The sequence below is a fragment of the Xanthomonas sp. NCPPB 2250 genome (assembly GCF_056725265.1).
Window position 1 is genome coordinate 4,798,298 of sequence record NZ_CM161520.1, and the last position, 25,373, is coordinate 4,823,670.

Consider the following 25,373-nt stretch of genomic DNA (forward strand, 5'->3'; position numbering starts at 1 on the left):
GCCAATGACCCTGCTGCACCGCCTCGCCGCCCTGTGCCTGCTGGCCGTGGCCGCCTTCCCCGCCCTGGCGATCAGCGAAAAGGACCTGCTGCCGGTGGACCAGGCCTTCGCGCTGAGCGCACAGGCGCCCGAACGCGGCCGCATCGCGCTGCACTGGGACATCGCCAAGGGCTACTACCTGTACCGGCACCGCATCGCGGTGAAGGTGATCGGCGGCTTCAAGCCGAACCCGACCCTGCAGTTGCCGGCCGGCCACAAGAAGACCGACCCGTATTTCGGCGAGGTGGAGACCTACCGCGACGAACTGAACGCGGTGCAGAGCGGCGTCGCCGATCCCGGCACCAGCCGCGTGCAGTTGGAGGTGCGCTACCAGGGCTGCGCCGATGCCGGCGTGTGCTATCCGCCGCAGAAGCGCCTGCTCGAGGTCACCCTGCCGGCCGCCACGGCCGCCACCGATCCCGCGCCGGCACTGCCGCCACCGGCCGCGACGGGCGGGCTGCCGGGCAGCGGCCCGGGCGCAGGCAACGGCGCCAAGCCACTGTTCGGTCCCGGCCCCGGCGCCGCGGCGGTGCAGGGCCTGCCGCTGCCCTCGGACCAGGCGTTCCAGTTCGAAGCCATCGTCGGCGACGGCAACACTCTGCTGCTGCGCTTCACCCCGGCGCCCGGCTACTACCTGTATCGCGACCGCACCGCGCTGGCGCTGGAGGGTGCGCCCGGCATCCGCACCGGCATGCCGCGCTGGCCCAAGGGCAGCTCGCACCAGGACGAACACTTCGGCAACGTGGTGGTGTACTTCGACCAGACCGAGGTCACCGTGCCGCTGCAGCGCCAGCGCGCCGACGCCACCGCCGCGACCCTGGTGGCGACCTTCCAGGGCTGCCAGACCGACGGCATCTGCTACCCGCCGATGACCCGGCGGGTGAAGCTGGCGCTGCCCAAGGGCACCGTCACCCCGGCCGACCAGGCCGAGGTCAGCCCGCTGCTGGTGACGCCGCTGGACAGCCGCCAGGCCGACGCCAACGACGCGGCCGCGGCCACGGCCGCCGACGCCCTGCCGGCGACGCCGGACGCCTCGGCGCACAACGCCGCGCGCAGCGCCGCACCGCCGCCGGCCACGCAGAACCTGCTGTGGATCCTGCTGCTGGCGCTCGGCGGCGGCCTGCTGCTGAACCTGCTGCCGTGCGTGCTGCCGATCCTGTCGCTGAAGGTGCTGGGCCTGGCGCAGAGCGGCGAGAGCCGCGGCCGCGCCCGCAGCCATGCGCTGTGGTACACGCTGGGCGTGCTCGCCTCCTTCGCCGTGGTCGGCGGCATCGCCGTGGCCGCACGCCTGCTGTGGGGCTTCCAGCTGCAGCGCCCGGGCTTCGTCGCGGTGCTGGTGTACCTGATGTTCGTGGTCGGGCTGAGCCTGTCGGGGGTGTTCACCCTCAGCGCCAACCTCGGCGGCGTCGGCCAGTCGCTGTCCACGCGCAGCGGCCCGGTCGGCGACTTCTTCACCGGCGTGCTGGCCTGCGTGGTGTCCAGCGCCTGCATCGGCCCGTTCATGGGCCCGGCGCTGGGCTATGCGCTGACCGCGCCGCCGGCGATGGCGATGCTGGTGTTCCTGACCCTGGGCCTGGGCCTGGCGCTGCCGTTCCTGCTGATCGGCTTCGTGCCATCGCTGGCCAGGCGCCTGCCCAAGCCCGGCGCCTGGATGGAGACGCTCAAGCAGGTGCTGGCGTTCCCGATGTACCTGAGCGCGATCTGGCTGCTGTGGGTGCTGGGCAAGCAGCGCGGCGTGGACGCGGTGGCGCTGCTGCTGATCGGCGCCACCCTGCTGGCGCTGGGCCTGTGGTGGTTCGAGCGCGCGCGCTGGCGCGACCACAAGACCGGCATGCGCCTGGCCGCCGTGCTGCTGCTGGCCGCCCTGCTGCCGGCCTGGGGCGTGACCCGGCTGCCGCCGCCCAGCGCCAGCGTCGAGCGCAACACCGTGGCGTACTCGCCGCAGATGCTCGACCGCCTGCGCACCGACAACCGCGTGGTGTTCGTCAACATGACCGCCGACTGGTGCGTCACCTGCAAGGCCAACGAACGCAACGTGTTCGACAGCGACGCCTTCCGCGACACCATCAAGCGGGTGGACGCGGTGTACATGAAGGGCGACTGGACCAACGAGAATCCGCGCATCAGCGCCTTCCTCGCCGAGCACAAGGCGGTGGGCGTGCCGCTGTACGTGGTCTACGGCCCCGGCGCACCGCCGACGGTGCTGCCGCCGGTGTTGAGCCAGGCGGTGGTCGAGGACGCCCTGCTGCGCGCCGCGCGATGACCCCCGCCAGCGCGCGCCTGCTGGCGGTCGCCGCGGTGGCGGCGGTGCTCGGCGTGGCGGCGGCGCACTGGTGGGAACGGCGGACGCCGGCTGTGGCCTCGGCCGCGCAGGCACCGGTCAGCGGTCCTGCCGCTGCGGCCCCGGTGGCCGCAGCGCGCCCGGGCGATCTGGCCCCGGCGCTGCGCCTGCCCACGCTCGACGGCGGCCACCTGACCCTGGCGCAGTTCCGCGGCCGGCCGCTGCTGGTCAACGTCTGGGCAAGCTGGTGCGAGCCGTGCGTGCGCGAGATGCCGGAACTTGACCGGCTGGCCCGCGCGCAGCCGGCCGACGGCCTGCAGGTGCTGGGCATCGCCCTGGACCGTGCCGAGGACGTGCGCGCCTTCCTGCAGCGGGTGCCGATCGGCTACCCGATCGCGCTGGAGACCCCGGGCCCGGCCGACGCCAGCGTGCGCCTGGGCGACACCCAGGGCCTGCTGCCGTACAGCGTGCTGATCGACGCCGACGGCCGCATCGTCAAGCAGAAGCTCGGCCCGTTCGCGCCGGGCGAGGTCGAGGGCTGGGTGGGCGATGCGCATCCGTCGCGTTAACGCGCCGCCTCTCCGCCCCTTCTCGTAGGAGCGGCTTCAGCCGCGACAGCCATTCGCACGCATGCGTCTTGGCTGAAGGCTCGAGCCACGCTGGAGACACCCGTGCGGCAGAGACGTCGGCCCCGACGCCGCGCTCTTCCCCGGTAACGCCCGTCGCGGCTGAAGCCGCTCCTACAGGACAGCGCGAACGCACGCGGTAGCTGTGGCGGCGGCGCTAGAACGCCTGCCGCTGCCACGCTTCGCCAACACTGCCATTCCCGGCCCGCACCTGCGCCAGCGTCGCCAGCTCCTCGGCCAGGCGCTGCGCGGCGGTGCGCAGTTCCGGCACCGCGGTGATCTCCCACAGCACGCCACGCAGCAGCGGCCCCAGACAATACAGCCCGGCGACCGGATGGCCGCTGCCGTCGCGCACCCGCAGGCGCTCGTCCACCTGCAGCCCCAGGCCCAACGGATCGGCCTGCAGCAGGCCGGCGTCGCGCATCGTGGCGACCAGCGGATGGCTGGTGCGGGCGACGTCGGTGTCCAGCCCGGTGGCGCGGATCAACACGTCGAAGTCCTCGGTGCGCGCGTTGCTGCTGGCGCGATCGCGGATCACCGCTTCCACCGCGGTCTCGCCCAGCCGCGCGCGCAGCAGGCGCCCGGCGCGGATGCGCAGCTGGCCCTGCGCCTGCAGTTGCGCCAGCGCGGCCGCCGCGGCCGGCGCCAGTCGATGCCGCGCCGCTTCCCAGTACGGCCGCAGGTGGCGCAGGAAGCGGGCGCGCGCCGCCGGCGCCAAGCCTTGCCAGAACGGCTGCAGGTGCGGACGCAGCGCATCCACCACGCAGCGCCAGTCCTCCACCACCGTGGTCAGTTGCCGCAGGCTGCGCACCAGACCGCGCAGGTCGTGGCTGCGCAGCGCCTGCACGACGCTGGGCGGCAGGCTCACCGGCGCGCCCGGCAGCGCCAGGTGCGCCTGTGGCGCCAGGCCGCGCCGCGACAGCGCGGTGATCGGGCCGCGGTGTCCGCGCCGGCGCAGGGTCAGGGCCACATCGGCCATGGTCAGGCCGGTGCCGACCAGCAACAGCCGCGCCTGCGGTGGCACCTCGTCCAGCACGCCGTCCTGCCACGGCCACCCGATGTAGCGGCGATGCACCGCCAGGCGCGGGCCGATGCCCGGCAGCGCCGCCGGCGGCAGCGCACCGATCGCCAGCACCACCACGTCGGCGACCACGGCCTCGCCATTGGCCAGGAACAGGCGGAAGCCGTCGGGATCGCGCTCCACCGCCACCGCCTCCTCGCTCACCCGCGCCACCTCGACCGGCGACGTCGCCAGCGCGTCGTCCAGGTGCTGCTGCAGGTAGCGGCCGTACAGCAGCCGCGGCAGGAACTGCAGGCGTTGCGCGGCATCCAGCTGCAGGGCGTCGGCGAAGCCACCCGGATCCTGCGGGTCCACGCCCAGGTCCTTGGCGCGCACGTTCAACACGTGTTCCGGCCGCGCCGCACCGTAGGCGATGCCGCGACCGTAGGTGTCGGCCACGCCGACCAGGGTGATGTGGCGGGCGGCGCCCTGCCTGGCCAGCGTCGCGGCCAGCACGTTGCCGCAGAATCCTGCGCCGATGATCGCAATTCGCATGGCTCGCACCTTGGCCGGTCGGGCGTTCTTTGTGCCCGGGATGCCCGCCGGAGGTGTAAACCCTCGGTTAATGCGTGCGCCGATCGCCATGGCGATGCGGCATCAGCACATGGGCGATGCCCATGAGTCAGGCCGCGCGGCGATCCGCAAGGCCAAGCCGAAGGCTGCTGGCGCCGCGGCAGACACGCAAGCGCTCGGCCGGCATGTACCGATGGCGCGACCTCGCGGCTCGCGGTTGCGGCCTCCTCGCGCGGCGTCGCCGCGGGGGATCAAGCTCCGCGCGTTATCGCCGGCAACGACGCCGCCCGCCCGCCGCCTTGCGCTTGCGTCGGACACCGCACGGGCCGGATCGGCAACGTGCCGCGCCGGACCTGGCGTCGGCCGCGCAACAGGTGGGCCGTCGGCAAGGAGCGCCGTGGCGCGCCGATCCGGCCCAGCACGCCGCCGCTAACGCGCCGGCGGACGCTGCACCAGGCCGGGCGCATCGGCGACGAAGGTGTCGAGCACGCCGTCGGCGACCTTGACCGGGCCGCCGAAGCGGGTGGCGCCGGGGATGGACGGGATCGCCGCGGCCTGCGCGGCGAGTTGCCCGGCGGTGGCGAAGGCCTGCCCGGCCGCCGGATCGCCGGCCAGCGCCTGGTTCAGCCCGTCCACGCTCAGGCGCAGCGCGCGCCCCCACACTGCGGTCGCATCCAGCCAGGGCGCCGCCTCGGCCACGAACGCGCCGGTGGCGGTGCCGGCACGGATCCGCTGCGGTGCCGCCGCCAGGTCGTCGGCCGCCTGGCCCAGCGCGGCCAGCGCCGCGGTGCGGGCGGCCGGATCGCCATCGGCCAGCGCGTCGCGGGCTGCGTCGATCAGCGCCTTGAGTCGCGGCGCCTGCGGCTGCCAGGGTAGATGCCCGAAGGTCGGCGCCAGGTGCTGGGTGTCGAAGAAGGTCAGCAGCGCGTCGGCGACCTGCGCATCGCCGCCGGCCAGGTCGCGCGCGGCCGCGCGCCAGGTGCGTTGCGCGTCGTAGCCGCGGTCGTTCCAGGCGAAGGCGAGCAACCCGGCCACTGCCGGCCGGCTGGCCACTTCCTGGTTCATCGGGTTGGACACGATGCCGCTCAGCTCCGTCGACAGCCCGGCCTGGCGGCGGTCGTACGGCGCCAGCAGCAGGCGCCCGGCGGTCTCGGCGAAGTCGTTGACCGGGTAGTTGTCCCACAGCAGCGTCTTGCGCCCGAACGCCTTGGTCGCGTTCTTCGCATCGCTGACCGAGATCGAGGCCGGGACCACGTCGGTGCCGGTCCACTGCACCACCACGCGCGGGTCCAACGCCTGCCGCAAGGTCGCCTTGTACGGCGACTCGGTGACGTTGAAGTACTCGGTCGGCACCATGATCAGCGCGCCGTGGCCGGCCGCGGCGATGTCCGCCTGCACCGCGTTGAGCAGCCGCGCCTGCGCGGTGGCCGCGGCCTGCTCGCCGGCCGGGCCGAACGCGGTGGCGTCGCCGGGGCAGTTCCACTTGGTGTATTCGATGTCGTCGAAGGCGATGTAGAAGCTGCGCACGCCGCGCGCGCGCAGCGCGGCGAACTTGCGCCGGATCGCCTGCAGGTCGGCCGCGTCGCTGTAGCAGATCGACGGACCCGGCGAGAGCGCGTAGACAAAGTTGATGTGCTCGCGGTTGGCCACCGCGGCCAGCTTGCCCAGCGCCGCCAGCGTGGCGGCCGGGTACGGCGCACGCCAGCGATCACGCGCGAACACGTCGTCCTTGGGGCTGTAGATGTAGGTGTTGGCCTTGAACCGCGCCAGGAACGCCAGGTGCGCGGCGCGCTCGGCCATGCTCCACGGCTTGCCGTAGAAGCCCTCGATCGTGCCGCGCACCGGCATCGCCGGCGCGTCGGTCACCGCCACCGCGGCGATGCGCCCGTGCGCGACCAGCTGCCGGAAGGTCTGCGCCGCGTGGTACAGGCCGGCGTCGTCGCGGCCGGCCAGCACGATCAACGTGCCCTGGCCGCTGGCCATGCTGCCCAGCGCATAGCCTTCCGCGCGCTCCGGCACGTCCAGGTCAATCGCGGCCAGCGCGTCGCGCACCGGCGCCGCGTCGACGGTGCCGAGCACCACCGACACCGCCTGCGGGTCGCGCGGCAGCGCGCTGGCGCGGCGGATGCGGGAGACCCCGGCCTCGCGCAGCACCGTACGCACCAGCGCCTCGCTGGCCGGATCGGGCGTGCCGGCCTGCACCAGCACCACCGACGGCCCCAGCGCCAACTCCGGCCCGAGCAGGCGCAGCGCGGTCGGCGCCGGGTACACCGCCGGCAGCGTCGCCGGCGCCGCCGCCACTGCCGGCGCAGCGCTCGCCCCGGCCAGCAGCGCGAACGCCAGGATGGAGCGGCCAAGGCCGCAACGGCCAGCACGATCGGTTCGCATGCGCCCACTCCCTGATTGGTATTTCAGTGATTTTCGAATGGTATATACCACTTTCGGCAGCGTCGCCACGCCCCGGCACCAGCGCCTGCAATGCAGGCGTCCCATGCTGCAGCGACACTTGCGTGCCGCGCGCGGGATGCGACATAAAACGTAAGCGCCAGCGCTCGCCGCCGCGCGCCGCCGATGCCCATCGTCCCCGCCGCAAACACGCCGCGGCCGGGCGGCAGAATCAAACATTTGTTTAAAACACCCGCAACTTCGCCGAACTGGACAGCAATGCCGGCTTCGCGCAGACTGCCGCCCTTTCCGCTGCTTTGTTCCCGATGGCGCGACTGCTGCTGCTGCATGGCCCCAACCTCAACCTGCTCGGCACCCGCGAGCCGGGCGTGTACGGCCATGCCACCCTGGCGCAGATCGATGCCGCGCTGCAGGCCCAGGCCAGCGCCGCCGGCCACGCGCTGGAGAGCCTGCAGTCCAACGCCGAGCACGTGCTGGTGGACCGGGTGCAGGCCGCGCGCGGCGACGGCACCGCCTTCATCCTGATCAACCCGGCCGCCTTCACCCATACCTCGGTGGCGCTGCGCGACGCGTTGGCGGCGGTGGCGATCCCGTTCATCGAGATCCACCTGTCCAACCCGCACAGCCGCGAGCCGTTCCGCCACCACAGCTATTTCAGCGACCACGCGGTCGGCGTGGTCTGCGGCTTCGGCGCCGACAGCTACCGCTATGCGATGGACGCGGCACTGACCCGGCTGGGAGCGGCCGCATGAACCGCCTCCACGCCTGCCGCCGCGCCGCAACGGCGCCGCACACCCCCGTCTGAGTCCCCGGGCCGCGCGCCCGGTCTTTTTCAAAGTCACCTCACGAGGCCGTTATGGATCTCCGCAAAATCAAGAAGCTGATCGACCTGCTGGAAGAATCGAATCTCGCCGAGATCGAGATCAAGGAAGGCGAGGAAAGCGTGCGCCTGGCGCGCACCCCCAAGGGCATGACCGCCAGCGCGCCGCAGTACGTGGCCGCCGCCCCCGCGGCCGCGCCGGCCGCGGCCGCGCCGATGCCGATGAGCTCGCCCACCGAAGCCTCCACCGGCGGCAGCGCCAAGCCCGGCAACGCCCTGCCCGAGGGCCACGTGCTGCGCGCGCCGATGGTCGGCACCTTCTACACCTCGCCGTCGCCGGACAAGCCCGCCTTCGTCAGCGTCGGCCAGGCGGTCAAGGCCGGCGAGACCCTGGCGATCATCGAGGCGATGAAGATGTTCAACCCGATCGAAGCCGACGTCTCCGGCACCATCGTCGCGATCCTGGGCGAAAGCGGCCAGCCGGTGGAGTTTGATCAGCCGTTGTTTGTGATTGGCTGAGACGCTGGGATTGGGGAATCGTGATTCGGGATTCGCAACAGCGGCCGCACGAGCGCCTGGACGTCTGGCGCGACGCGATGGCGCTGGTCGAAGCGACCTACCGGCTCACCCAGGATTTCCCGGATGCCGAACGCTTCGGACTGACGGCCCAGATGCGGCGCGCCGCGATCAGCGTTCCCTCCAACATCGCGGAGGGTGCCGCGCGGCGCTCCACCGCCGAATACCTGCGCTATCTGTCGATGGCGCGAGGCTCGCTGGCGGAGTTGGATACGCAACTGCAGATCGCGATACGGCTGCAATTCTGTGCGACCGACGCGGCAACCCATGATCTCTTGAACCGCACGTTCTCCAGGCTCAACGCATTGATCCGCACGCTGGACGATTCGCGACACCTGCGCGATGCCGGCGCCCTTTACGAATCCCCAATCCCGAATCCCGAATCCCATGCTCGATAAAGTCGTCATCGCCAATCGCGGCGAAATCGCGCTGCGCATCCTGCGCGCGTGCCATACGCTCGGCATCCGCACGGTCGCGGTGCATTCCACCGTGGACCGCAACCTCAAGCACGTGGCCATGGCCGACGAGTCGGTGTGCATCGGCCCGGCGCCCTCGTCGGAGAGCTACCTCAACATCCCGGCGCTGATCGCCGCGGCCGAGGTCACCGACGCCCAGGCCATCCACCCCGGCTACGGCTTCCTGTCGGAGAACGCCGACTTCGCCGAGCGCGTGGAGCAGTCCGGCTTCATCTTCATCGGGCCCAAGGCCGACACCATCCGCCTGATGGGCGACAAGGTCGAGGCGATCCGCGCGATGAAGGCCGCCGGCGTGCCGTGCGTGCCCGGCTCGGGCGGCCCGCTGGGCGAGGATATCGTCGCCAACACCAAGATCGCCCGCGAGATCGGCTATCCGGTGATCATCAAGGCCGCCGGCGGCGGCGGCGGCCGCGGCATGCGCGTGGTGCACTCGGAGGCCGCGCTGAAGGCCGCGATCGAGACCACCAAGTCCGAGGCCAAGGCCGCCTTCAGCAACGACCAGGTGTACATGGAGAAGTTCCTGGAGAACCCGCGCCACGTGGAGATCCAGGTGCTGGCCGACGGCCAGGGCAACGCCATCCACCTGGGCGAGCGCGACTGCTCGATGCAGCGCCGCCACCAGAAGGTGGTGGAGGAAGCGCCGGCACCGGGCATCACCGAGGAACTGCGCAACGAGATCGGCAAGGTCTGCGTGGACGCCTGCATCCGCATCGGCTACCGCGGCGCCGGCACCTTCGAGTTCCTGTTCGAGAACGGCCGCTTCTACTTCATCGAAATGAACACGCGCATCCAGGTGGAGCACCCGGTCACCGAGCGCATCACCGGCATCGACCTGGTCTGCGAGCAGCTGCGCATCGCCGCCGGGCACAAACTCAGCATCAAGCAGAAGGACATCGTCCTGCGCGGCCATGCGATCGAGTGCCGCATCAACGCCGAGGACCCGGAAACCTTCATGCCCAACCCGGGCCTGATCACCGGCTTCCACCCGCCCGGCGGCCCCGGCGTGCGCGTGGATACGCACATCTACAGCGGCTACAAGGTGCCGCCGAACTACGACTCGATGATCGGCAAGCTGATCGTGCACGGCCCCGACCGCGAGACCGCGATCGCGCGCATGCGCGTGGCGCTGAGCGAGATGGTGGTGGACGGCATCAAGACCAACATCCCGCTGCAGCAGCGGATCATGCGCGACAAGGGCTTCCAGGCCGGCGGCCAGAACATCCACTACCTGGAAAAGCGTTTGGCCGAGCGCAAGAACAAGTCGATCGCGTTGTAGGAGAGGCCGGGATTCGGGATTCGGGATTCGAGATGACCTGCCTGCGGCTGTTGAACGCTGGGATTCGCAAGGCGGAGTTCGGGTCCTGATCCGTTCCTGGTGATGGCGGCAGGGCCGTGAGCCGCCCTCGGCTGTCGCCGATGCGTTTGCGGGGTGCCGGAGACGCACCCCGGTACTCGCTTGTCCCGCGGCGGCATCGCCAGCGCGTCCTGCATCAGCGCCTGACGTAGCGGCTGGGCGATTCGCCTGTGTGGCGACTGAAGGCGACGCTGAAGCTGCTGGTGGAGCCGTAACCGACGCGCTGCGCCACGTCGGCCACGCTCGCCCCATCCCGCCGCAGCAGGTCCTTCGCCACCTGCATGCGCCAGGCCAGCACGTACGCCATCGGCGCCACGCCGACGGTGCGGGTGAAGCGCTCGAAGAAGGTCGAGCGCGACAGCGCCGCCACCCGGGCCAGTTCGCCGACGGTCCAGGCGTGATCGATGCGGGCGTGGATCTGCGTGAGCGCCGGCGCCAGCCGTGCGTCGCCCAGGCCGCGCAGCAGGCCCGGCGGCGCATTGCCCGCACTGGTCCAGCGCATGGCCTCGACCAGCAGCATCTGCACCAACCGCGACAACATGTAGTCGTTGCCCGGTTTCCTGTCCTGGTACTCCTCGCCCACCATCCGCACCAGGTGCATCAGGCGGCCTGCGCCCTGCACATGCACCACCGCCGGCAATAGCGAGACCAGCAGCCCGGCATTGGCGCTGTCGAACAGGAAGGCGCCGCCCAAGGCCAGCATGTCCGGCGCACCGCCCTGCTCGCCGTGGCGCAACTCGCCTTGCCCGCCCGCAACGACCTGCGGATCGATGAACACCGGCGGCGCCGGCAAGACGCCGGACAGGGTGAACGCCGGCGTGGTCGGCAACAGCACGAAGTCCCCCGCCCCGATCGCGATCGGCGGGTGTCCGTCCACCGCCAGCACCGCACCGCCCTCCAGGACGATGCAGAACCCCGGTTGCCCGTACGCGGCATAGCGCACCGCCCAGCGCCCCTTGCCGCTGATCAGGTTGGCGAACACTGCTCTGGGGTGGAGCAGGCGCACGACATCGGAGAGCGGATCGTGCATTTCGGACGACGACTAAAGCGAAGCGGATTCTCGATTATCGATCATCCGGGTTCCCGCGCCTATCGTGTCCTCCCGAATCCCCCACTCCTGGAGAACGCAATGAAGACCGTCCTGATCACCGGCTGTTCCTCCGGCTACGGCCTGGAAACCGCGCGCCAGTTCCTGTCGCAAGGCTGGAACGTCGTCGCCAGCATGCGCCAGCCGCAGCAGGGGCTGCTGCCAGAGTCGCCGCAACTGCGCCTGCTGGCGCTGGACGTGACCGATGCCGACAGCATCGCGCACGCGCTGGCGGCCACCGGCCCGATCGACGCACTGGTCAACAACGCCGGCATCGGTCTGTTCGGCGCGTTCGAGGCCACGCCGATGGCGACCGTGCGCGCGGTGTTCGAGACCAATACCTTCGGCACGATGGCGTTGTGCCAGGCGGTGATTCCGCAGTTCCGCCAGCAACGCGCCGGCGTCATCGTCAACGTGACCTCCAGCGCCACGCTGGCGCCGTTCCCGCTGGTCGCGGCATACACGGCCAGCAAGACCGCGATCCAGGGCTTCACCGCGTCGCTGGCGCACGAACTCGCGGCGTTCGACGTGCGGGTCAAGTTGGTGGAACCCGGCTACGGGCCGTCCACCCGCTTCACCGCCAATGGGCAGCAGCGCATGCAGGGGCTGATCCCGGACGCCTATGCGCCCTTCGCCGACGAGGTGTTTGCGCGCCTGGGCCAACCGGCAGCGGTGACCACGCCCAGCGAAGTGGCCCAGGCGATCTGGGACGCCGCCAACGACGCCAGCGACCGGTTGCATTACCCCGCCGGCGCCGACGCCCTGGCACTGTCCGCGCAACCCCAGCCGCACCGGGCGCCCGCCACACAGCGCTGATCTCCCAATCGCGACGACCTCACAGGATCCGGGAACCCGCTCTTGCGATTCCCCATTCCCGGTTCCCCACTCCCGGCTACTTCCCCTGCTGGGTTCCCGCCACCGGCTCCACGCCCAGGCTCGAGGTCGGGCTGACGATCATCACCGTCTCGGTGGAGCCGTCCGGCCAGACGATCTGGAAGGTGCTGCCCGGGGCCAGGGTGGAGAACGGCATGCCGCTGTTTGCGCGGTAGATCGCCGCCACCTGCGCGGCGCCGGCGCGGCGCACGTCCGGCGCGGCGTGCGCGGTGGTCAGTTCGACCTTGGACAGGCCGCGGTAGCGCTGCTCGGCGGTGTCGATCAGCAACAGGCCCGCCGCCGCCGCCGAATAGGCGACGAAGGCCAGGACCCAGAACCAGAATTTGGCGCCGTGCAGCCATCGCCGGTAATTCATGAGCCTGCTCCCTTGCTGTCCACCAATCGATTGACCATGTCGTTCATCGTGTCCGTGCCTTGCCGCGGCACCGCGGCGTCGTAAACAAAACTGCTGAAGTCCTGGGTGGGGTCGCGCGAGCAGATCCCGCCGTTGGCGCAATAGCGGGTCATCAACTCGCTGTCCGGGCCGCAATCCAATCCCAGCCTGCAGGCGGCCAACTGCCAGGCCAATTCGGAAAACTGGGTGCCGGCCACGCGCCCGTCCAGGCTGTCGTCGCCGCTGGCGGCCAGGCCCATCGCCGGCGACAGCGCCACGTAGGCATCGGGATCGCCGGAGGCGCGCACCCGCGCGACCAGATCGCGCTTGTACTCGGCGCCGGCATGCAACGGCTGGCCCAGCGCCAGCAGCGCCGCTTCGGCGGCCAGGTTGCCGCCGCGCGCAGCCTGTATGCGCTGGGCGACGATGGCCTGGCGGGTCAGGCCGTCGCCGGGCGCGAACCCGGCGCAGCGGCGGCCGACGCGGGCGCGCGCCTGCACCATCTGCGCGGAGGTCGGCAGGCGCGCGTCGGCGATCGCGCGGGTATCGGCCCCGTAGCCGACCGGGTCCATCGCATAGCCGGCGCAGTAGTCGTAGATGCGGCTGAGCCGCCAGGACGCCTCGGGGTCGCCGTGCGCGGCGGCGATCGACAGTTGCTGCGCGGCGCGATAGAGGTCGGCGCCGCGTTCGCCCTCGGCGTCCCCACGCCGGCGCCCTGGCGTGGACGCCGGCAGCGACGTGGTGGCCGACGCGACAGGCGCAGGGGCGGCAGCGGCCGCCACCGCGGTCGCCGGCACGGACGCCGCCGGTGCAGCCGGCAGCGACAGCACGCGATAGGCGACCACGCCCAGCAACAGCGCGGCGGGCGCCAGCAACAGCCAGGTTGGACGGGACACGACGGGCATGCGCGAAAGAGCCGGACAACGGGCAGAAGCGCAGCCGGACCCCCTGTCGCCCGGCCGCTGCGAGCCGGCAGTCTACCCCAGGCCACGGCCGCGGCATGCGCCAAATGCGGGCGGCGGCACCGGTGCACGGACGCGCGGAGCGGCGGCACGGACGAACGGCAGACGGCGGCGGTCGTGGCACCACGCCGCAGTCCCGGTCTTGGCATCGCCTGACGGCGTTGTCGGATCCTTTCAGCCGGCCGGCGCAGGCGGGCTGGACAGGGGCCGGCCGCATCGCATCCCCGACAGCGGTTCCCGCGGTCCTGTCGGCGGGCGGGCGCCGGCCGCGCGGGAATACGGCCGGACACGATGACGCTCCGGCCCTCTCGGCGAACCGCGGCAGCGGCGCGACGCCGCGCACACCCTCGCGTGGGCGCATTGCGAACACGGCCGTCTGGACGTGGGGCGTGCGTCACCCGCCGACACGCACGCCCTGCTCCGCTTCGCCGGCCAGACAGCCTCCAGCGCGAAGCCCGCCGCCCGTCTAAGATGCGCGCTTCCCCTCGTTGCCCCACCGACCGATGCCGTTCCTCGAACTGACCCTGCGCTGCACCGACGCCACCCAGCCCCGCTACGAGACCGCGCTGGAGGATGTCGGCGCGCTGGCGGTGACCCTGCTCGATGCCGACGCCGACACCAGCAACGAACGCGCGATCCTGGAACCGGGCGTGGGCGAAACCCCGCTGTGGGGCACGCTGGTCCTCACCGCGCTGTTCCCCGAGGAGCAGGACGCGCTGGTGCTGCTGGCCGCGCTGGAGGCGTTCGACCCCGGACTGGACTGGACCCAGGCCACGTTCCGCAAGGTCGACGACCAGGACTGGGAACGGGCCTGGCTGGACCAGTTCCAGCCGATGCGCTTCGGCGCGCGCACCTTCATCGTGCCGTGGAACCACGACCTGCCGGAGGACGCCAGCGGCGCCGATGCCGCCGTGGTGCGCCTGGACCCGGGCCTGGCGTTCGGCTCCGGCACCCACCCGACCACCGCGCTGTGCCTGCGCTGGCTGGACGCGCTGGCCACCGACGGCGTCCTGGCGCAGGCGCGCGTACTCGATTTCGGCTGCGGCTCGGGGATCCTGGCGCTGGCTGCGCTGAAGCTGGGCGCCGCCGCCGCGGTGGGCGTGGACAACGACCCGCAGGCGCTGCTGGCCAGCCACGACAACGCCGAACGCAACGCCGTGGGCGAGCGCTTGGCGGTGTACCTGCCCGCCGACGAACCGGCGGCCACCTATCCGGTGGTGGTGGCCAACATCCTCGCCTCGGCGCTGGACGCGCTGGCGCCGACCCTGGCCGCGCGCGTGGCCCCAGGCGGGCGCATCGCCCTGTCCGGCATCCTGCACGGCCAGGAACAGGAGCTGCTGCAGCGTTACGCGCCGTGGTTCACCCAGTTGCGCACCGAGCAGGACGGCGACTGGATGCGCATCGACGGCGTGCGCCGGGACTGAACCGGGGTACGGCCACGCCCGGGCGCGGCCCACCGCAAGACCAGCCGGCCCATTGCGCTAGAGACAGTATCGCTAACATTTAACTGATGGACAGCGCTGCGAACCAAGCGCAGCGGCCGGCGCGGCTATATCTCGCCTCCCCTGCGGAGGTGCGTGTGAACAGCAAGCTGTACGAACGGGTGCGCGAAGCGCGCAAGCTCACCGGCCTCACCCAGGAGGCCCTGGCGCTGGACCTGGGCGTGACCCGCAGCGCCGTGGCGCAGTGGGAAATGGCCGAAGGCACCGCGCCGGCGCTGGAGCACCTGATCGCCCTGGCCCGCCGCAGCGGGCTGCACTTCGAGTACCTGGCCACCGGCCGTGGCGAGCGCGTGTTCGGCGAACCGATGGCGGTGGACGCCGCGGCCATCGGCGAGTTGCCCAGCCACTACCAGTTCACCGACCAGCAACTGCGCCTGCTGGAGCGCTTCGACAACCTGAGCCCGCGCCAGCGCGCCGGCTTGCTGGACCTGCTCGACACCCGCAAGTCGCGCTGAGCACGCCGCGGGACCCTCGCTCCGTAGAGCGTCCAGCGCTGACGAAGGCCACGATCCACCGGCAGCGCACTGCAGATCCAGCCGGCGCGTGCTTGAATACGGCTCTCGCCGTCGTCGCCCGCGCGCATGCCCGATCGCACCCCGCCCCGCCCCAGCCTCGCCACCTTGCTGCGTCAGCCCGATCCGTCCGCCACACAGGGCGAGACCCCGGTCGCGCCGGCGGCGGGCGGTGACGCGCCGGCAACCGCGACGCCGCTGACCGACACCGCAGCGCCGCCCGTCGCGCCGAGCGTCTCGCCAGCGTCTGCGAACGTGAAGCCGGCCGAGGACGAGGGCGACGCGGTCCACGCCGCACCTGACGCGGGCGACCTGGAAGCGCTGCCGCCCGCGTCGGCGACGGACCCCGCACTGGCACCGGCCACGGCCGCGACTCCCGCGACCGCCCCCACCTCGCCAGTGTCCGCCGCCGCCGCGCCCAGCTTCCTGCATGGTCCGCGCGAACGCCGCCCGGTGCTGCGTGCCGCGCCCTGGCAGTGGATCGCACTGGCCGGGCTGGGCCTGCTGCTGGCGCTGCAGATCCTGATCGCCGATCGCCAGCGCCTGGGCACCGACGCGCGCTGGCGGCCATGGGTGGCGGGGGTCTGCCAGGTCCTGCGCTGCAGCGTGCCGGCCTGGCGCGAGCCGGCCGCCTTCACCATGCTCAGCCGCGAGGTGCGGCCGTTGCCCGGCCATGCCGGCACCCTGCAGGTGCAGGCGACCTTCCGCAACGATGCGCGCTGGGCGCAGGCCTGGCCGCTGCTGCAACTGTCGCTGGCCGACGCCGACGGCCGCACCATCGGCAGCCGCGTGCTGCGCCCGCAGGAGTACCTGGGCCGCGCACGGCCGGACAGCGCCACACTGGCGCCGGGACAGAGCGCACAGATCGCGTTCCAGGTGCGCGAACCGGCCGCCGAGACTGCGGCATTCAGTTTCGATTTCCACTGAGAACGCTGCGTTCGGGCACTACGCCATGGCAGCGGCGCAGGCCACGCGCTAGACTCGTCCCCCCGCGCCGGCCCTCCTGCCGTCCGGCGCCGCTGTCATCCGGGGATCCGTCGAACTTGAACGCCGCCACCACTCGTCCTGACTCCAGTCGCGGCGCGCCGAAGCCGCCGCTGCGCGAACACGTGGCGCAATCGGTCCGCCGCTACCTGCGCGACCTCGACGGCTGCGACGCCGACGACGTGTACGAGATCGTGCTGCGCGAGATGGAGATCCCGTTGTTCGTGGAAGTGCTCAACCATTGCGAAGGCAACCAGAGCCGCGCCGCCGCGCTGCTGGGCATCCACCGCGCCACCCTGCGCAAGAAGCTCAAGGAATACGGGCTGGCCTGAGTGAAGCCGGGATTGGGGATTCGGGATTCGGGATGACCAGCCTGCGGCTGGTGAAAAGCTGGGAAGCGGGAAGCGGGAAGCGGGAAGCGGGAAGCGGGAAGCGGGAAGCAGCGTGCTGTCCTGCATGACTTGACTGTCAAGCGATCCGACACACACGGCAACCCAGCTTGTAGCGCCGGTACATCGCCCTCGTAGGAGCGGCTTCAGCCGCGACGCCTGAAACCCGCCCAGGCGATAGCGAACGCACTACCGCGGCGAAGAAACCACCGAACGCCGAACCGCGCGCCTCGCTACTGTGGGAGGGGCTTCAGCCCCGACGCGACACTGTCTGAAGATGCGGGTACGGAAGCCATGCTGTCCTCATGCGCGATCAGTCGCGATGCGCTCTCGGTAAAGCATCGCGGCTGAAGCCGCTCCTACGCAGGCGCAACACGCGCACCGCGCGACGCTCCAACCAATCCCCAATCCCCAATCCCACCATCCCCACTCCCCGCCCCTCACACCCATCCATAGCGGATCAGGTGGAAGAACACCGGCGCCGCAAAACACACCGAGTCCAAGCGATCGAGCACCCCGCCGTGGCCTTCGATCATGTGGCCCCAGTCCTTGATGCCGCGGTCGCGCTTGATCGCCGACATCACCAGGCCGCCGAAGAAGCCCATCAGGTTGGCGACCAGCGCCAGCGCGAACGCCTGCAGCGGCGAGAACGGGGTGATCCACCACAGCGCCGCGCCCAGCAGGCTGGCCGAGAGGATGCCGCCGACGAAGCCTTCCACGGTCTTGGACGGCGACAGCTTGGGCGCGATCAGGTGCCGGCCCAGCAGCTTGCCCCACACGTACTGCAGCACGTCGGAGGACTGCACCACGATCACCAGGAACGCGAACAGCAGCAGGTTGCGGTCCTCGTAGCCGGGAATGCGCAGGTTCAGCAGCGCCGGCACGTGCGAGATGCAGAACACGCTGATCATCAGCCCCCACTGCACCTTGGCGGTGCGCTCCAGGTAGCGCGTGGTGTCGCCGCCGATGGTGGACAGGATCGGCAGCACCAGGAACGCGTAGACCGGGATCAGCAGCGTGTACAGGCCGTACCAGTCGCTCCACACCAGCCAGTACTGCCACGGCAGCACCACGTAGAACGCGGCCAGCAGCGCGTAGTAGTCGCCGCGCCGGGTGGGCGTGAGGGTGATGAACTCGCGCAGCGCGAACAGCGACACCAGCGCGAACAGCACGATCACGCCCAACCGGCCGAAGGCGAACGCCAGCGCCACCACCGCCGCCATCACCCACCAGGCGCGGATCCGCGCCACCAGGTTGTCCAGCACCGCACTGGGCCGTTCGCGCGCGCGCCAGCGCAGGGTCTCGGCGATCAGCGTGGCCACCACCAGCACCGTGGCGATGCCCAGGAACAGCCACACCGTCTGTTGCCGCAGCGAGGATTGCTGCAGGTGTTCGCTCAGCGCGATCGGATTCATCGGGCGGCCTCCGCCTGCTCCGGCGCCAGCGCCAACAAGGCCGCGCGCGCGCGATCGAGGAACGCCTGCTTGTCCTCGCCGGCGCCCAGCCGCAGCGGTTCGCCGAAGGTGGTGGTGCACAGCAACGGCAACGGCAGCCATTTGCCCTTGGGCATCACCCGCTTGAGGTTGTCGATCCACACCGGCACGAACTCCAGTTCCGGACGCTGCCGCGCCAGGTGATAGAGACCGCTCTTGAACGGCAGCAGCCCCTCCTCGGTATTGCGGGTACCTTCGGGAAACAGGATCAGCGAGCCGCCGCCGTCGACCGCCTCGCACAGGCAGGCGATCGGATCGCGCTGGCGCTGCTGCGGATCGCGCTCGATCAGCACACCGTTGAACACCGCGTGGATCAGGTAGCGGCGCAACGCGTCGCGCTGCCAGTAGTCGGCCGCCGCCACCGGCCGCACCTCGCGTCGCAGCGCTGCCGGCAACGACGACCAGATCAGCACGAAATCGCCGTGGCTGGCGTGGTTGCCGTAGTACACGCGGCGCTCGCTGGACGGCATGCAGCCGCGCCACAGCGCACGTGCGCCGGTGAGCAGACGGATCGCGGCACTGCAGCCGCGGGCGATCAGACGGGCGATCATTTCCACTCCAGTTCGCGCACGATGGCGCGCACGCGAATCACGATGGTCAGGGCGGCGGCGGCGATCAGCAGCGCCAGCGCCACGGCAAGAAGCATGTAGGCCAGTGTGGCGTGCTGCAGCAGCAATGCAGCGGCCGCCGCCAACGCGGCCAGCGACAGCCAATGCATGCGCTGCACGCGCGCCATCGGCCCCTGCAACGGTTCGCGCACCGCGCAGGCCAGGCCGAGCATGCGCACGTAGGCGGTGCCCACGCACACCAGCGCAGCGGCCCAGCCCAGTTCCGCGCCGATGCCCAGCACCGGCTGCAGGCCATAGCCCACGCCCAGGCACACCGCCACGTCCGACAACCGGTCCGGCGCCTCGTTGTACACCGCACCGGCACGGCCGATCATCTGCGCCTGCTGCGCCAGCAGCCCGTCCAGGCGGTTGCACAGCAGCCGCGCCTGCAGCGCCAGCGCCGCCAGCACCAGCAGGGCGGCGGCATTGACCGGCGGCTCGCGCCAGGCCAGGGCGAACATCAGCGCGGCCAGCACCGCGCACGCCAGTCCAGTCCAGGACACGCCGTTGGGCGTGGCCCCGCGCGCGCGCAAGGCCAGCCCCAGGCGCGCCCGCCATTGCGCCCTCCGCGCCTGCCAGGTCGAAGCGGCCATCAGTCGCCGCCTCCACAGCCGCCGCAGCCACCACCGCCGCAACTGCTGCCGCCCCCATCGCTGCTGCCGCCACCGCCACCGCAACTGCTGGTCGAAGCGCTACAGCCAGCACCGTTGGGCAGCGGCGAACGCAAAGCGTGGTAATCGGCCCAGGGCGTGGTCATCAGCACACTGGTGCCGGCCAGGGCCAGCGGCAGCGCGAGATGCGAACCGGGCGCCAGCGAGGGCGCGGCGACGCCGTCGCGCCAGGCCGCATCGCGCTCGGCCAGCAGCGCGTCGCCGGCGACGCTGCGCCGTGGCGGCGTGAGCAGGAAGCCGAGCGCAACGACCGCGACCACCACCATCGCCGCCACCAGGAAGCCGATCGGACGCTGCAACTGCAGGCCGATCCGCACCTTCATCACGCCCAGGGTCCACAGCGCCAGCAACGGCGCGGCGCCGAACAGGCGGGCGCTCAGCGCCTGCCCGTGGCCCAGCCACAGCCCCTTGGCGACCAGTGCCCGCCGCAGCGGCGCGGCATCGCGCTGCAATGCGGCCAGCGCCTGCTGCAACTGCGGGTGCGCGCGCACGATCGCGAGCGCGCGTTGCAGCGCAGGTGGTACCGCGACCGTGGTGGACTGCAGCCGCGCCTGGCGGCGCACGTGCGGCTCCGCCTGCAGGCGCACCGCGCCGGCCGCCAGCAGCAGGGCCAGCTGCTGGTCGGCGACGCGCTCGCTGCCGCCGGCCAAATACGCCAGTTCGGTGGCGTCGAGCGGCGCGTCGAGCGCCGCGCGGCGCAGTCCGCGCACCGCCAGGCGCAGGCGCGCGCCCAGGCTCCAGGCCAGGCCGATGCCGGCCAGGAACAGCAGCAGGAACGGCGGTCCGGGCCAGTGCAGCGGCGAGTGCGGGCCGTTGCCCTGCCATAGCACCGCGAACAGCAGCGCCACGCCCAACATCCAGCCCCACAGGGCGATGCCGCCGCGCGTGGCCGCGGTGCGGCGCGTGCGCGCCTGGCGCATTGCCGGCGCGGGCGGCCGCGTGCCCGCCGGCGCCGGCCAGCACGCCGTTGGCGGCTCGCCGAAGTAGTGCCGGTACTGCGCCAGGGTGGCCGCGTACTGGGCCTGGAAGCGCGCGGCGTCGGCCGGGTCGCCGCGCCCTGGATGGTGGTGCAGGGTGCGGCGCAGGACCTGCGGACAGAACCGCTGCCAGTACTCGCGGGTGTCGGTGAGATGCGCGTGCCAAGCCTGGTCGACCAGCGGACTCGGCGTGATCTCCTCGCCGGCGACGCAGGCCAGGAAGCAGAAACGCCGGTACTCTTCGACAAGTTGCGTGGCCAGCGCCGGCGACACGCCCGCCTCCTCGGCGACGCGACGCTCGAACGCCGCCAACGCCGTCTCGCCCTCGCCGAAGCCGTCGGCCTGCAGACGCTGCCACAAGGCCGCGTGGTTGGGATCGGCCGCGGCCGGCCGCAGCGGCGTGGACGTCGGCGTCATCGCATCGCCTCCCAGCCGGCCGGCGCCATGCACAGCGCCAGCACCAAGGCCAGCACCTGCAAGGCGAAGCACAGCAGCTGCCGCCGCAGCAGGCGGCGCATGCCCTGCCAGCGCGCCAGCCATTCGCGCGGCGGCGGCAGCGTGCGCAACAGGCCCAGCCGCTGCAGGGCCGCGTCCAGGTCGGCGCCGGCGCGTTGCAGGTCCGGTTCGGCCAGCACCGCTTCAAGCAGCGCCACGTCCAGGCCAACCCGCGCCGCCCAGTAGCGCTGCAACAGGCCCGCCAACGCGGCGACGCCGCACCAGACCACCGCAAGCAGCGCGCCGCCGCTGGCGTACCACGCCGCCAGCGCCACCGTCACCGCGAGCAACAGCAGCGACAGCCGATCCAGCGGCGCCCCCTGGCGCAGCATCGCCGCCATCGTGCGCAGTTCCAGCGGCGTGCTCATGCCGGCAGCTCCTGCGCCTGCAGTGGCGCCGGCGGTGCAGTGCAGGCGGCGGCGATGGCGGCACGCTGCGCCGGTCCCAGCACGATGCGTGGCGCGCGGGTCCGCAACAGCGCCAGCGCGTCGTCCAGCGTGGCGGCACGGCCGCTGCGCAGCAGCCAGGTGGCGACCGCGGCCGCGCTGCGCGAATAGCCCAGCGCACAGCAGGCCAGCACCGCGCCATGCGTGCGCGCCGTCGCGATCGCGTCGGCGGCCGCGCGCAAGGCCGCCGCCGGGGGCGCCACCAGGTCCAGCATCGGCACCACGCGGTCGTGCGCCTGCGCCGGGCGCAACGACAGTTCCGCGCTGACGTCGACCACCGCGGCGAAGCGCGTGCGCTCGCCGCGGCCGGGCATGCGCCCGAGCCAGACGCCGTCGGCGATCTCGCGCGGCGCCGGATCGCGCCAGGTCCAGGCACGCGAGTTGAGCCAGGCGGCGGCCAGGTACGGCGCGTACAGCCAGCGCGCGGCCAGGCTCAGGCGGCCGTCGTCGCGTTTCTGCAGGCCCAGCGGGCCGAGCAGCGCGTAACTGAGCGCCACCAGCAGCAGCGACAGCGCCGGCCACAGCAGCCACCAGCCGGCGCCACCGAGCGCGCGTGCGGCGGCCACGCAGGCCGCGCTGCCGAGCAGGTACAGCGCAGCCAGGCGCCAACGCCGCGGATCGCGCGCCGGTGCCGCGGCGCGCCACGGCGCAGCGATGCGCTCCGGCCACAGCCATACGCACAGCCAGCCGGCGGCCAGGCCGGTGGGCACGTCGAGGAAATGATGCTGGTAGGTGGTCAGCACCGACAGCCCGATCAGCGCGAACCAGCCGTGCAGGGCCAGCCGCGCCAGCCCGTGCAGGTGCTGCGCATAGCGCACCCACAGCACCACCAGCAGCACGATGTGCAGCGACGGCGCCTGGTTGAACGGCTTGTCGAAGCCGAGCAGCACCGCGAACAGCCAGCCGAACACGCCCTCGGTCGGCGGCCGCTCGAAACTGAAGCGCAGCGGCCACAGCAGGAAGCAGCCCACCGCCAGCACCTGCGCGGTGAGCAGGCGCCGCGCATGCGTGTCCAGTTCGGCGCGCGTGCGGCAGACGAAGAACGAGATCGCGTAGAACAGGTCGATCGACCAGTACGGGACGATGGTCCACGGCCAGAACGGGATCTGGGTTTCCCAGGCGAACGGCAGCGACGGCACGGCGGCGCGACGCGCGGCCAGCGTGTTGGCCAGGCCGTAGCTGAGGAAGAAGAACGGCCCCAGCAGCGCCAGCCAGGCCAGCGCCCGCCGCCACGGCCGCGCGGCCGCGGCGCTCATGGCGCGATCCGCTGCGCCAGCGACACGGTGAAGATGCCCCATTCGTCGATGCGCTGCTCCAGCTTGCGGAAGCCGGCCGCGCGCACCAGTTCGTCCATCTCCTGCTGGGTGCGCCGGCGCATCACCCAGGCCGCGCCGCCGCGGTGGCTGGTCAGCGCGCGGGCGATGAATTCCAGCTGCGGATGCCAGGGCTGGCCGGTGTAGGCCAGGTAGCCGCCCGGTTCCACCGCCGCGGCCACGCCCTGCAGCGAGCGCAGCACCTGGTCGTTGTCCGGGAACAGTTCGTACAGGCCGGATACCACCGCCAGGGTCGGCCGCGGCTGCAGCGCGGCTAGCGCGTCGCGGTCGAAGGCATCGCCCTGCTCGAAGCGGGCGATGTCGGTGGCGCCGAGCGTGGCGATCAGCGCGCGGCCCTGCGCCACGTTCAAGGGGCTGAAATCGCGCAGCAGGATCGCGTCGGCGCGCTGGCTGCCGCCGGCCAGCGCTTCGAGCACGTAGCGGCCGTGGCCGGCGGCGATATCCAGCGCGCGCACCGGCAGGCCGGCGGCACGCAGCCGCTGCATCGCCAGGCCCAGCAGCTCATGCAGATGCTGGCGACGCACGCGGATGCCGCGCCAGCCGATCGCATCCAGGTAGTTGCGGTCGATCATCCGCCCCAGCGGGCCGCGCCCGGCAGCCTGGTCGCGGTAGATGTAGTCCAGCGTGCTGCCGGAATCGAAACCGGTCTGCAGGCCGAGGGCGATGCCTTCGGAGAGCTGCCCGCCCAGGCGCAGGCCGGCGCGCACGCCGCGCCAGCGCAGGTCCTGCAGGCTGTAGCGTTCCGGCGGCCAGGCCAGGCGCTCGGCTTCCTCGAAGGTCGGCCCGCGGCGGTGCGCGTGGCGCAGGCTGGGCAGTGCCGGTTCCTCGGCGAAGCGCTCGCGCACGAAGCGACGGATCTGCGCCAGCGCCGGCGCGCGATCGCGCTCGCCCAGCGTGTCGTGGAAGAAACCGGGCAGCAGGTGGCGCTCCTTCACCGGCGAGGACAGGCGCTCGTAGAAGCGGTCCTGCGGGCCGCGGTGCACCACGAAATCGCTGCCGGACACCAGCAGCTGCACCGGCACGGTGATCGCCTGCGCATCGCCGACCACGCGGTCGGCCGCCGCGTACAGCCCCAACAACACCCGCACCGAGATCGGCCGGGTGATCAGCGGATCGTTGCGATAGCTTTCGACCCGCGCCGGATCGTGGGTCAGCCACTGCGGCTTGACGTAGCTGTTGACGAAGAAGTTGCCGCGCAGCTTCTGCATCAGGGCCAGCCCGGGCCGCGCGAACGGCACGTACAGCTTGACCTTGAACGCCGGCGAGGCCAGCACCAGCGCGCGCAGCGGCGGCGCGTAGTCGTGCACCCAGGTGCTGGCGACCACCGCGCCCACGCTCTGCGCCACCACCACGATGTCCTGCACGGCGATGCCGTGGACCTCGCCGATGTGCGCGACGAAGCGGTCCAGGTCGCGCACCAGCGCCGGGAAGCCGGGCGCGTCGCCGCGCGCGCCGGGCGAGCGGCCGTTGCCGCGCGCATCCCAGGCGAACAGCGCGCACTCGTCCAGGCCCAGTTCCTCGGCCAGGTGCATGACCCGCCCGGAATGCTCGTGGCCACGGTGCAGCAGCACCACCGCCCGCGGCGGCGCCGCCGGCGTCGTGGCCGGCCAATGCCGGTAGAACACTCGTGTGCCGTCGAAACTGGCGAATTCGCTTTCGTTGACCTGCCGCATCCGTTGCCGATTCCCTGTCTGCCATGAATCCATTGGGTTCCCGCGGCCACGACGGCCGCACCCGCTCAGTCGCGCGCGTCCGCTTCGCGCAGTCCGGCCGCGACGCGGCGCACCGTCGTCGACACGCACAGGAACGCCACCACCCCAGCGAAGCCATTGACGGCTGGTGCGCCGGGCAACCCGCAGGCCAACAGCAGCCCCAGCACGCCGACGCAGAAGGCGCGGTCGCTCTTGCCCATCGGCCCATCGTAACGGCGGCTGGCGCCGACCATCAGCCCCAGCACCCCGGCATACTCGGTCAGCGCCGCGGTCAGCACCATCAGCCACACCCAGCCGCCCATTACGCCCGGCACGCTCAGCAGGCTCAGGTACAGCGCCGCATCGGCGATCACGTCGCATAGTTCGTTGAGGTAGGCGCCCAGCCGCGACTGCTGGCCGAACTCGCGCGCCAGCATGCCGTCCACCGCGTTCAAGGCCATCCGCAGCAGCATCCACAGCGGCAGCAGCGCGTACCACAGCGGCTGCGCCGCGCCTTGCGCGTACACCACCGCGGCGACCAGCAGCGACACCAGCGCCGCGGCCGCCGTCACCTGGTTGGCGGTGACGCCAAGCCGGTCCAGCACGCGCACGCCCGGCCGCAGCAGGTCCTGGAAACGTCCTTTGAGGGCATAGATCGACACGCGCGTGGTCCTGACGGCGAGGGCGGGGGCGGCGACAGCCTAGTGCATCGCAGTGGCTGCGCGCGCGGCCGAAGCCACGGCGCAGGTGTTCTGCACGGTCCGCGCGCGGCGCCACGGCGGGGCGCGCGCACCGTGTGCCGGC

24 protein-coding genes are annotated in these 25,373 nt (G+C 72.0%); 11 read left to right on the top strand and 13 right to left on the bottom strand.

What is annotated here, in order from left to right; translation table 11 throughout:
• The first annotated feature begins 4 nt into the window (after positions 1-4).
• Both AC1PMG_RS19615 and AC1PMG_RS19620 read left to right on the top strand, forming a co-directional pair.
• Complete coding sequence (locus AC1PMG_RS19615) at positions 5-2,302, top strand: protein-disulfide reductase DsbD family protein (protein WP_481109960.1); 2,298 nt, start codon at positions 5-7, stop codon at positions 2,300-2,302.
• Positions 2,299-2,889, top strand: coding sequence for a TlpA family protein disulfide reductase (locus AC1PMG_RS19620; RefSeq protein WP_481109961.1), 591 nt, complete (start codon positions 2,299-2,301; stop codon positions 2,887-2,889). Before AC1PMG_RS19615 ends, AC1PMG_RS19620 begins: the two co-directional genes overlap by 4 nt.
• Before the next feature lie 214 nt (positions 2,890-3,103).
• On the opposite strand, the gene AC1PMG_RS19625 is transcribed toward AC1PMG_RS19620, so the two are convergent.
• Both AC1PMG_RS19625 and AC1PMG_RS19630 read right to left on the bottom strand, forming a co-directional pair.
• Complete coding sequence (locus tag AC1PMG_RS19625) at positions 3,104-4,501, bottom strand: FAD/NAD(P)-binding protein (RefSeq protein ID WP_342074260.1); 1,398 nt, start codon at positions 4,499-4,501, stop codon at positions 3,104-3,106.
• Positions 4,502-4,948: 447 nt separating this feature from the next.
• The gene (locus tag AC1PMG_RS19630) at positions 4,949-6,907 is read right to left on the bottom strand and encodes a glycoside hydrolase family 84 protein (protein WP_481109962.1); all 1,959 of its coding nucleotides are present in this window, start codon (positions 6,905-6,907) and stop codon (positions 4,949-4,951) included.
• A 323-nt stretch (positions 6,908-7,230) separates the two neighbouring features.
• Between AC1PMG_RS19630 and aroQ the strand changes: the two genes are divergently transcribed.
• The 4 genes from aroQ to accC all read left to right on the top strand — a co-directional run bounded on the left by aroQ (position 7,231) and on the right by accC (position 10,073).
• On the top strand, positions 7,231-7,677 hold the full coding sequence (gene aroQ / locus AC1PMG_RS19635; protein WP_148827978.1) for a type II 3-dehydroquinate dehydratase: 447 nt from the start codon (positions 7,231-7,233) through the stop codon (positions 7,675-7,677).
• A 104-nt stretch (positions 7,678-7,781) separates the two neighbouring features.
• Positions 7,782-8,264: an acetyl-CoA carboxylase biotin carboxyl carrier protein gene (gene accB / locus AC1PMG_RS19640; RefSeq protein ID WP_481109963.1), complete on the top strand. Its 483-nt coding sequence runs from the start codon at positions 7,782-7,784 to the stop codon at positions 8,262-8,264.
• A gap of 20 nt (positions 8,265-8,284) precedes the next feature.
• On the top strand, positions 8,285-8,719 hold the full coding sequence (locus AC1PMG_RS19645; protein ID WP_481109964.1) for a four helix bundle protein: 435 nt from the start codon (positions 8,285-8,287) through the stop codon (positions 8,717-8,719).
• Positions 8,709-10,073, top strand: a complete 1,365-nt coding sequence (gene accC / locus AC1PMG_RS19650) for an acetyl-CoA carboxylase biotin carboxylase subunit (protein ID WP_048489337.1) — start codon at positions 8,709-8,711, stop codon at positions 10,071-10,073. The genes AC1PMG_RS19645 and accC overlap by 11 nt, the downstream gene beginning before the upstream one ends.
• A 214-nt stretch (positions 10,074-10,287) precedes the next feature.
• Here accC and AC1PMG_RS19655 read toward each other — a convergent pair whose 3' ends face one another.
• On the bottom strand, positions 10,288-11,181 hold the full coding sequence (locus AC1PMG_RS19655) for an AraC family transcriptional regulator (RefSeq protein ID WP_481109965.1): 894 nt from the start codon (positions 11,179-11,181) through the stop codon (positions 10,288-10,290).
• 99 nt (positions 11,182-11,280) lie between these two features.
• Between AC1PMG_RS19655 and AC1PMG_RS19660 the strand changes: the two genes are divergently transcribed.
• A complete protein-coding gene (locus tag AC1PMG_RS19660) occupies positions 11,281-12,054 on the top strand; it encodes an SDR family oxidoreductase (RefSeq protein ID WP_481109966.1) in 774 nt (257 codons plus the stop codon).
• Between the two features lie 76 nt (positions 12,055-12,130).
• Here AC1PMG_RS19660 and AC1PMG_RS19665 read toward each other — a convergent pair whose 3' ends face one another.
• Together AC1PMG_RS19665 and AC1PMG_RS19670 are read right to left on the bottom strand one after the other, a co-directional pair.
• The gene (locus AC1PMG_RS19665) at positions 12,131-12,487 is read right to left on the bottom strand and encodes a hypothetical protein (protein WP_017911500.1); all 357 of its coding nucleotides are present in this window, start codon (positions 12,485-12,487) and stop codon (positions 12,131-12,133) included.
• Positions 12,484-13,410, bottom strand: coding sequence for a hypothetical protein (locus AC1PMG_RS19670; RefSeq protein WP_481109967.1), 927 nt, complete (start codon positions 13,408-13,410; stop codon positions 12,484-12,486). Before AC1PMG_RS19670 ends, AC1PMG_RS19665 begins: the two co-directional genes overlap by 4 nt.
• Before the next feature lie 560 nt (positions 13,411-13,970).
• Between AC1PMG_RS19670 and prmA the strand changes: the two genes are divergently transcribed.
• The 4 genes from prmA (at position 13,971) to fis (ending at position 16,797) form a co-directional block, all read left to right on the top strand.
• Positions 13,971-14,891: a 50S ribosomal protein L11 methyltransferase gene (gene prmA, locus AC1PMG_RS19675; RefSeq protein ID WP_481109968.1), complete on the top strand. Its 921-nt coding sequence runs from the start codon at positions 13,971-13,973 to the stop codon at positions 14,889-14,891.
• An 86-nt stretch (positions 14,892-14,977) separates the two neighbouring features.
• Positions 14,978-15,424 (top strand): helix-turn-helix transcriptional regulator, encoded by a 447-nt coding sequence (locus tag AC1PMG_RS19680; RefSeq protein WP_481109969.1) that lies wholly within the window; start codon positions 14,978-14,980, stop codon positions 15,422-15,424.
• Between the two features lie 126 nt (positions 15,425-15,550).
• Positions 15,551-16,408: a DUF3426 domain-containing protein gene (locus AC1PMG_RS19685; protein WP_481109970.1), complete on the top strand. Its 858-nt coding sequence runs from the start codon at positions 15,551-15,553 to the stop codon at positions 16,406-16,408.
• Between the two features lie 116 nt (positions 16,409-16,524).
• Entirely contained in the window at positions 16,525-16,797 is a 273-nt protein-coding gene (fis, locus tag AC1PMG_RS19690) for a DNA-binding transcriptional regulator Fis (protein ID WP_010343856.1), read from the top strand.
• 497 nt (positions 16,798-17,294) lie between these two features.
• Here fis and AC1PMG_RS19695 read toward each other — a convergent pair whose 3' ends face one another.
• From AC1PMG_RS19695 to AC1PMG_RS19730, 8 genes are all read right to left on the bottom strand, one after another.
• A complete protein-coding gene (locus AC1PMG_RS19695; protein WP_481109971.1) occupies positions 17,295-18,269 on the bottom strand; it encodes a phosphatidate cytidylyltransferase in 975 nt (324 codons plus the stop codon).
• Positions 18,266-18,898, bottom strand: coding sequence for a lysophospholipid acyltransferase family protein (locus tag AC1PMG_RS19700; protein WP_017909397.1), 633 nt, complete (start codon positions 18,896-18,898; stop codon positions 18,266-18,268). The genes AC1PMG_RS19695 and AC1PMG_RS19700 overlap by 4 nt, the downstream gene beginning before the upstream one ends.
• The gene (locus AC1PMG_RS19705) at positions 18,895-19,548 is read right to left on the bottom strand and encodes a CDP-alcohol phosphatidyltransferase family protein (protein ID WP_481109972.1); all 654 of its coding nucleotides are present in this window, start codon (positions 19,546-19,548) and stop codon (positions 18,895-18,897) included. Before AC1PMG_RS19705 ends, AC1PMG_RS19700 begins: the two co-directional genes overlap by 4 nt.
• Positions 19,548-21,020, bottom strand: a complete 1,473-nt coding sequence (locus tag AC1PMG_RS19710; RefSeq protein ID WP_481109973.1) for a TIGR04222 domain-containing membrane protein — start codon at positions 21,018-21,020, stop codon at positions 19,548-19,550. Before AC1PMG_RS19710 ends, AC1PMG_RS19705 begins: the two co-directional genes overlap by 1 nt.
• Positions 21,017-21,466 carry a hypothetical protein gene (locus tag AC1PMG_RS19715; RefSeq protein WP_481109974.1) on the bottom strand — a complete coding sequence of 150 codons (450 nt, stop codon included), beginning with the start codon at positions 21,464-21,466 and terminating at the stop codon, positions 21,017-21,019. Before AC1PMG_RS19715 ends, AC1PMG_RS19710 begins: the two co-directional genes overlap by 4 nt.
• Positions 21,463-22,800, bottom strand: coding sequence for a phosphatase PAP2/dual specificity phosphatase family protein (locus AC1PMG_RS19720; RefSeq protein WP_481109975.1), 1,338 nt, complete (start codon positions 22,798-22,800; stop codon positions 21,463-21,465). Before AC1PMG_RS19720 ends, AC1PMG_RS19715 begins: the two co-directional genes overlap by 4 nt.
• Positions 22,797-24,551, bottom strand: coding sequence for a bifunctional alpha/beta hydrolase/class I SAM-dependent methyltransferase (locus AC1PMG_RS19725; protein ID WP_481109976.1), 1,755 nt, complete (start codon positions 24,549-24,551; stop codon positions 22,797-22,799). Before AC1PMG_RS19725 ends, AC1PMG_RS19720 begins: the two co-directional genes overlap by 4 nt.
• A 65-nt stretch (positions 24,552-24,616) precedes the next feature.
• Positions 24,617-25,231, bottom strand: coding sequence for a CDP-alcohol phosphatidyltransferase family protein (locus tag AC1PMG_RS19730; RefSeq protein ID WP_481109977.1), 615 nt, complete (start codon positions 25,229-25,231; stop codon positions 24,617-24,619).
• Between the last annotated feature and the right edge of the window lie 142 nt (positions 25,232-25,373).